This is a genomic window from Micromonospora rosaria, from assembly GCF_001567585.1.
Classification (GTDB): domain Bacteria; phylum Actinomycetota; class Actinomycetes; order Mycobacteriales; family Micromonosporaceae; genus Micromonospora; species Micromonospora rosaria.
Window position 1 is genome coordinate 1 of sequence record NZ_LRQV01000217.1, and the last position, 7,037, is coordinate 7,037.

Annotated in this window: 6 protein-coding genes; all 6 read left to right on the top strand. The window is 74.8% G+C overall.

Annotated features, from left to right (window positions below):
• The coding region (locus AWW66_RS30660; protein WP_157528199.1) for a 4'-phosphopantetheinyl transferase superfamily protein at positions 1-1,757 on the top strand (1,757 nt) is incomplete at its 5' end.
• Between the two features lie 58 nt (positions 1,758-1,815).
• Entirely contained in the window at positions 1,816-2,115 is a 300-nt protein-coding gene (locus AWW66_RS30665; protein ID WP_067373892.1) for an acyl carrier protein, read from the top strand.
• Positions 2,112-2,939 carry an alpha/beta fold hydrolase gene (locus AWW66_RS30670; protein WP_067373895.1) on the top strand — a complete coding sequence of 276 codons (828 nt, stop codon included), beginning with the start codon at positions 2,112-2,114 and terminating at the stop codon, positions 2,937-2,939. The genes AWW66_RS30665 and AWW66_RS30670 overlap by 4 nt, the downstream gene beginning before the upstream one ends.
• Before the next feature lie 59 nt (positions 2,940-2,998).
• Positions 2,999-3,958: a sulfotransferase gene (locus tag AWW66_RS30675; protein WP_067373900.1), complete on the top strand. Its 960-nt coding sequence runs from the start codon at positions 2,999-3,001 to the stop codon at positions 3,956-3,958.
• 88 nt (positions 3,959-4,046) lie between these two features.
• Positions 4,047-5,840, top strand: coding sequence for a hypothetical protein (locus AWW66_RS30680; RefSeq protein WP_245648563.1), 1,794 nt, complete (start codon positions 4,047-4,049; stop codon positions 5,838-5,840).
• 129 nt (positions 5,841-5,969) lie between these two features.
• Positions 5,970-7,037, top strand: a 1,068-nt coding sequence (locus AWW66_RS30685; protein WP_067373903.1) for an extracellular catalytic domain type 1 short-chain-length polyhydroxyalkanoate depolymerase, incomplete at its 3' end; no start/stop codon positions are given.

Genomic DNA, 7,037 nt, shown 5'->3' on the forward strand with positions numbered 1-7,037 from the left:
CCGGCGGCCTCCCGCCGGCGGCCGGCCCGGCCGCCCCGTCCCGGCCACCGGCCGCACCGGCCGCACCGGCCACGCCGCCCTCCGCCGGTGCGCCCCGGGCCGGTACCGGCGCGCCCGGACCGGAGGTCGGCCGGACCACCCTGCGGGTCAACCTGCAGACCATGCCGTACCTGTTGGACCACTGCTTCTTCGTGCAGCCCGACGACTGGCCCGACCCGGCGGACCGGTGGCCGGTGGTCCCGGCGACCGCCCTGGTCGCGCACATGATGGACGCCGTCGAGGAGCTGGTGCCCGACGCCCGGGTGGTCGCCGTGCACGACGCCAAGTTCAGCCGGTGGCTGATCGCCGAGCCGGGCCAGGACGTCGAGATCGTGGTCCGGGCGGCCGGGCCGCAGCGGTACGCGGTCTCCCTCGGCGGGTACGCCCGCGCCACCGTCGAGGTCGGCACCGGGTACCCGGCTCCCCCGGCGGTGTGGACGCACGATCCGGCCACCGAACGGCCGCCCACCCTCGGCGCGGCCGAGATGTACGCCGAGCGGCTGATGTTCCACGGTCCGCAGTTCCGGGGCGTCACGCAGGTGCACGCCCTCGGTGACATGCACGTGCGGGGCGTGGTCACCGCCCCGGTGCCACCCGGCGCGCTGCTGGACAACGCGCTCCAACTCATCGGCAACTGGCTGATCACCACCCAGCCGTTCCGCACGGTGGCGCTGCCGGTGGGGCTCGGGCACGTCCGGTTCTTCGGGCCGCCCCCGCCGGCCGGCCGGGCCTTCGAGTGCGTGGCCCGGGTCCGCACCATCGACGACGGCTCGCTCGTCGCCGACACCCAGCTCAGCTACGAGGGCCGGGTGTGGGCGCAGATCGACGGCGCGGTCGACCGGCGCTTCGACAGCCACCCGCAGGCCCGGGTCGCCGAGCGGTTCCCCGAGCGGTACCCGATGTCGCACTTCCAGCCGGAGGGCTGGACGATGGCCTTCGACTGCTGGACCGACCTGGTCACCCGGGGCATGGCGGCCCGGGGCATCCTCGGCGGCGCCGGGTACGACGAGTACGAGCGGCAGCCGGCGAAGACCCGCAAACAGTGGATGCTCGGCCGGATCGCGGTCAAGGACGCGGTACGGGCCCGGCTGTGGGAGGACGGGCACACCGACATCTACCCGATCGAGCTGACCGTCGGCAACGACCCGGACGGCCGGCCGTGGGTCCGGGGCCGCCCCGGCCGGAACCTGGGCGACTGCGACGTGTCGCTGGCGCACTGCGCGGAGATCGGCGTGGCCATCGCACGCCGCCGCCCCGACGGCGGCGGCCCGGGAAGCGGGGCCGGCAGCGCCGGCGGGGCGACCGGGGTCGGCGGCAACAGCGCCGGCACGGGTGGGGTCGGCATCGACGTCGCCGAGATCACCGCGCATCCGGAGAGCACCCTGTCGTTCGCCCTCACCGGCGCGGAGACGGCGCTGCTGGCGACCCTGGCCGGCGCCGACGCCGACGCGCGGTGGCTCTGGTTCACCCGGTTCTGGGCGGCGAAGGAGGCCGTCGGCAAGGCGGAGGGCACCGGGCTCGACGGCCGGCCCCGCCGGTTCGAGGTACGCGAGGCCACCGACAGCGCGCTCGTCGTCGAGGTCGACGGGCGGGCGTACCGGGTCGGGCACCGGGAGGTCGCCAACCCCGACGACCTGCCGCCCCGGCGGTACGTCGTCGCCTGGACCTGGGGCCCGGAGCCGGACCCCGCCGTCGCGCCCGGGGTGTCCCGACCGTGACCGGCCAGCCCCGCCCACCAGCGTCCCACCCCACCGGAGCAGCAGAAGGAGCACCGTCATGACCACGGCCCAGGCCAGCACCCTCGCCGAACTCACCGAGATGATCAACGCCGTACTGGGGGACTTCGCCACCGACCAGCCGGTCACCATGGACACCACGTTCCGGGACGACCTGGGGATGGAGAGCATCGACGTCGTCTCGCTCGCCGGGCGGCTCCAGGCCCGCTACGGCGACACCGTCAACTTCGCCCACTTCGTCGCCCAACTCGACCTGGAGACCGTCGGTGAGCTGCGGGTCGGCCAGCTCGTCGAGCACATCGACACGTCGCTGGCGGCGGCCGGGGCGGGCGACCGGTGACCACGGTACGGGCGAACGGGATCACCCTGCACGTGCAGCGGCTCGATCCCGTCGCCCCGGCGCTGCCCGGCGGGGGTCCGCCGCCGACCGTGGTGCTCATCCACGGGATGGCCTCGGACACCATGGCGAGCTGGTACTTCACCATGGCCGAGCCGCTGGCCCGGGCCGGGCTGCCGACCGTGCTGTACGACCTGCGCGGGCACGGCCGCAGCGAGCGGCCCGCCACCGGGTACGCCCTCGACGACCTCGTCGACGACCTGGCGGCGCTCCTGGCCGAGCTGGCCGTGACCGGCCCGCTGCTGCTGTTCGGCAACTCGTTCGGCGGGACGGTCGCCTTCGGCTACGCCGCCCGCCATCCCGAGCGGGTCGCCGGCATCGTGGCCGTGGAGTCCTCGCCGCCGACCCCGGAGTGGATGCGCCGGGTGCGGACACGCCTGCACCGGGTCGCGGAGCGGCTGCCCCGGGCGGGGGCGGTGGCCGAGATCGGCGCGCGGCGGGGCCCGGTCGCCGCCCGGCGGGCCGCCGACACCGGCCGGATGTTGGCCGACACGACGATCCTGGCCGAGTTGCCGGCCAGCCGGCTGCCGTCGGCCGAGCGGCTGGCGGCGATCCGCTGCCCGGTGCTCTGCCTGTACGGCGGGGAGTCCGCGGTGGCGGACCTGGCCCCGACGGTACCGGGGCTGCTGCCCCAGGCCCGGGTCGTGGTGCTGCCCGGCGAGAAGCACTCCGTCCTGATCGACCGGCCGGAGACGGTCCGCCGGCACGTCTTCGCCTGGCTGACCGAGCGGTGCGGGCTGGCCGTGGCCCACCCCGCCGCCCCCTGAGCGCCCCCGTGGCCCGCACCGTGACCCCACCACAGCCCGACACGCAGGAGGTCTTCCCGATGGACAACCCGATCACGGGCCGGTCGATCATCATCAGCAACGGTCGCTGCGGCTCCACGCTGCTCTCCGACCTCATCGCCGAGCAGCCGGACACGCTCTCCGCGCAGGAGTTCTTCATGTCCGTCACGCCCTGGGCGCGCAGCCAGGAGGTGATCACCGGCGCGGAGTACTGGTCGGTGCTGGCCGCGCCGAAGGCGGAACTGGCCACGCTGTTCCGGATCGGTCTGGCACCGAAGGAGGTCCGCTACCCGGCGACCGGGCGCTGGGCCGGGCGGATGACCGAGCTGCCCCGGGTCATGGCGATCACCCTGTCGAAGCTCACCGACGACCCGGACGCGCTCTTCGACCAGCTCGCCGAGCGGGTGCCGGGGTTCCGCACCCAGAGCGTGGCCGCGCACCACCGGGACTTCCTCGACCTGCTCACCACGCTGACCGGGCGGCGGCGCTGGGTGGAGCGTTCCGGCGGCTCCAGCCACCTGGCCCCGCACCTGCTGAAGGGCTTCCCCGACTGCAAGATCGTCTACCTGACCCGGAACTGGGAGGACACCGCCCGGTCGATGAGCCGGCACTCGTCGTTCCAGCTCATCCAGTTGCGGGTGGAGTTCCTCGGCCGCTGCGGCGTGGACCCGTTCCGGCTGCCGCCGGGCCAGTCGGTCCCGGCGGACCTGGAGCGGTTCCTGCCGGACCGGCTGACCGCCGAGGCGCTGCGGGAACGCGGCCGGGAGACGCGCCGCTACCTCGGGCTCTGCGCCTTCATGACCAGCCAGGCCGACCAGGCGCTGGCCGACGTGGGCCCGGAGCACCTGCACCGGATGCGGTACGAGGACCTGGTCGCCGACCCGGTCGGCGAGCTGACCCGGCTCGGCCGGTTCCTGGACTTCGAGGACGCGCCGCAGTGGGCCGGGCGGGTCGCCGACCGGGTCGTCGCCCCGGCGCGCCCGCAGCCCGCGACCGTCTGAGCCCGCTGTCCCGTTGTCCCCTGTGACGGCGGCGGCCCACCCGGGCCGCCGCCGGTGTCCCTCCGTTCCCCGGAAAGTGAGGCAGTTGGTGATTCCACTCCGGACCTCCGTGCGGCGGCTGGTGGCCGCCGTCGTCGTGCTCGGGCTCGGGCCCGCGCTGGTCACCCCGGCCGCGGCGCTCGCCGCGGCCGGCGGCCGACCGGGTACCCCGACGGTGCTGGCGAAGGCCGCGCCGGACGAGTGCTTCGCGGGCATCGGCCAGCCGTACCCGGCGGGCCCGCCGTGCGCCACCGGCCAGTCCAAGGTCAACCAGGCGTACCTGTGGGGGATGACCCGCGCCGGCAAGACGTTGTTCTTCGGTACCGGAGCGAACGTCAACTGCCTGACCAGCGGGCGGACCCTGCGCAACACCACCCCGGCGATCAACGCCGACTGGGTCTGCGAGTACGGCGAGAGCCAGATCGCCAAGCGTAACCCGCAACTGCCGGTCACCCTGGGCGACCACCGGATGCCCCGGCTCTACAGCTACGACCTGCGGGCCAACCGGATCACCGAGAAGACGGACCTGGTCCGCAACGCCTCCCCCGACGACCTGACCCGGTTGCAGACCACGGTCGGCATCCGGGCGGCCGGCAACCACGGCGGGGTGGCCCTGCTCGGTGGTCCGGCGCTGGGCGAGAGCATCAACCTGTTCGCCTTCGACACCGACACCGGGGCGTACCTGGGCTCGCGGAACTTCCCCGCGTACGGCAACATCCGGCACTTCGTGGTGGCGCAGGGCGCGCTCTACGCCGGGGTGGGGGTCGGCGCCAACGGCGGCAACCGGGGTCACGTGCTGCGCTGGACCGGCAGCAAGGCCGACCCGTTCAGCTTCGCGGAGGTGGCGAACCTGCCCGCGCAGGCCGCCGACCTGACCGTCCACGAGGGCCGGATCTTCGTCACCACCTGGCCCGGCGGCACCGAGGAATTGGCCGCCGCGACGCCCTCGACGCCGGTGCCGGCGAGCATCGCCTCGGTCTGGATGAGCCCGAAGCTCGCCGCCGGGGCGCCGGGGCTGACCCCGGACGACGCCGGCGCCTGGCAGCAGGTGTGGAACGTGACCGGATACGAGCCGGACGCGGTGGTCGCCCGCAGCTACGGCCTGGGCGGGCTGGCCTCCTACGGTGGCTACCTGTACTGGGGCAGCATGCACGTGCCGCTGAAGGCGAGCACCCTGCACCTGAGCGTCTACCCGCCGGTCGACGAGGCGGGGATCCGGGCCACCATCCAGAACACCCAGCGGGCGATCAGCATCCACCGGGGCAAGGGCTTCGGCTCCCGGCACCAGCGGGTGGAGCTGCTGTACGGGGCGACCGAACTGCCCGCGTACGACCCGGCGGCCAACGGCGGGGCCGGTGCCTGGTCGGTGGTGTCGAACGGGCTGACCCCGAAGTACGGCCCGGCGGGCTTCGGCAACCCGTACAACAACTACACCTGGAAGATGGCGGTGGCCGGCGGGAAGCTCTTCGTCGGCACCATGGACTGGAGCTACCTCGCCAAGGAACTCGGCCAGGCGACCGCCGAGGAGCTGGGCCTCTCCCCGGCGATGGGTGACGTGCTGGCCGCCGCGCCGGCCGTCACCGCGGCGCGGGCCAACCCGGAGATCCCCCCGGCGGTGTACGGCGGTGACCTGTACGCCTTCCCGGGGCCGACGAAGCCGGCGAAGACGATCAGCGACGCCGGGGTGGGCAACCACCTGAACTACGGCGTCCGCAACATGGTCGTCGACGGGACCACGCTCTACCTCGGCATGGCGAACCCGATGAACCTGCGGACCGACCCGACCGACGACGTCCCCGAGGGGGGCTGGGAGCTGATCCGGCTCTCCGGCGACCGCTGCTGACCGGGCCACCGCCGGCCCGGCGGCACGTCCGCCGGGCCGGCGGTCGGCACCCCCGACCGCCCCGCCACGCTTGCCCAGCCCTGGCACGGCGTTGACCGTCCTCGAACATTCCCTGGCGAAACTGTTGATATGACTACTTTTACCGTTTTTCCCCGCCGCGCCGGGTCCCCCGGTCGGCGGTCCGCCGGGGTGTTCCGGGTCGCCGGGGTGCTCGCGCTCGCCGTCGGCCTGGCCGCCGGGTGCAGCCTGGGCGGCGGCGACCCCGGCCGGCGCGACGGCGCGCCGGAGCCGGCCCGCACCGGAGCGACCTCCGGCGGCCCCGGGCCGGCGGTGGACCTGCCGGTCGGGTCCTCCGCGCACACCCTCACCGTCGACGGGCGGGAACGCAGCTACCGGCTGTACCGGCCCGCCTCGGCGCCGCTGACCGCACCGGTCCCGCTCGTGGTGATGCTGCACGGCGCGGCCGGTACCGGCACCCAGGCCGAGCAGGCGTACCACTGGCCGGAGCAGGCCGACCGCAACGGCTTCGTCGTCGCCTTCCCCGACGGGCTGAACCGGGCCTGGGCGGTCGGGCCGGAGTGCTGCGGCGCGCCCGCCCGGGACGGGGTCGACGACGTGGCGTTCATCCGGGAGCTGGTCGCCGCGATCGGCGACCAGGTGCCGGTCGACTCCGCCCGGACCTACGTCACCGGGATCTCCAACGGGGGTCTGCTGGCGTACCGGCTGGTCTGCGACACGTCGATCTTCGCGGCGGTCGGCGCGGTAGCGACCACGCTGACCGGCGCGTGCCCGTCCCCTCCCCCGGTCTCCGTGCTGCACATCCACGGCCGGCAGGACCAGACCATGCCGTACGGCGGTGGACCCGGCCGCCGGGACAACGCCGGCACCGGCCGGCTCCCGGTCCGGATCGACGGACCGCCCACCCCGGAGCTGGCGGCCCGGTGGCGGGCGGTGGACCGGTGCGGCGAGCCGACGGTACGCACCGACGGCCCGGTCGTGCGCACCGCCGCGACCTGCGCCGACGGGCGGGCCGTCGAACTGATCACCATCACCGACGCCGGGCACCAGTGGCCCGGCGGCCGACCCAACCCGCCCCGGGCGGAGCAGTTGCTCAACCTCGACCCGCCCTCCACCGCGCTCGACGCCACCGAGACGATCTGGCGCTTCTTCAGCGCCCACCCCAAGCCCGCCGGCGGC

Bases quoted from the DNA above. Each gene is read 5' to 3' on its own strand.
- AWW66_RS30665 (WP_067373892.1), top strand. From the start codon at position 1,816: ATGACCACGGCCCAGGCCAGCACCCTCGCCGAACTCACCGAGATGATC.
- AWW66_RS30675 (WP_067373900.1), top strand. From the start codon at position 2,999: ATGGACAACCCGATCACGGGCCGGTCGATCATCATCAGCAACGGTCGC.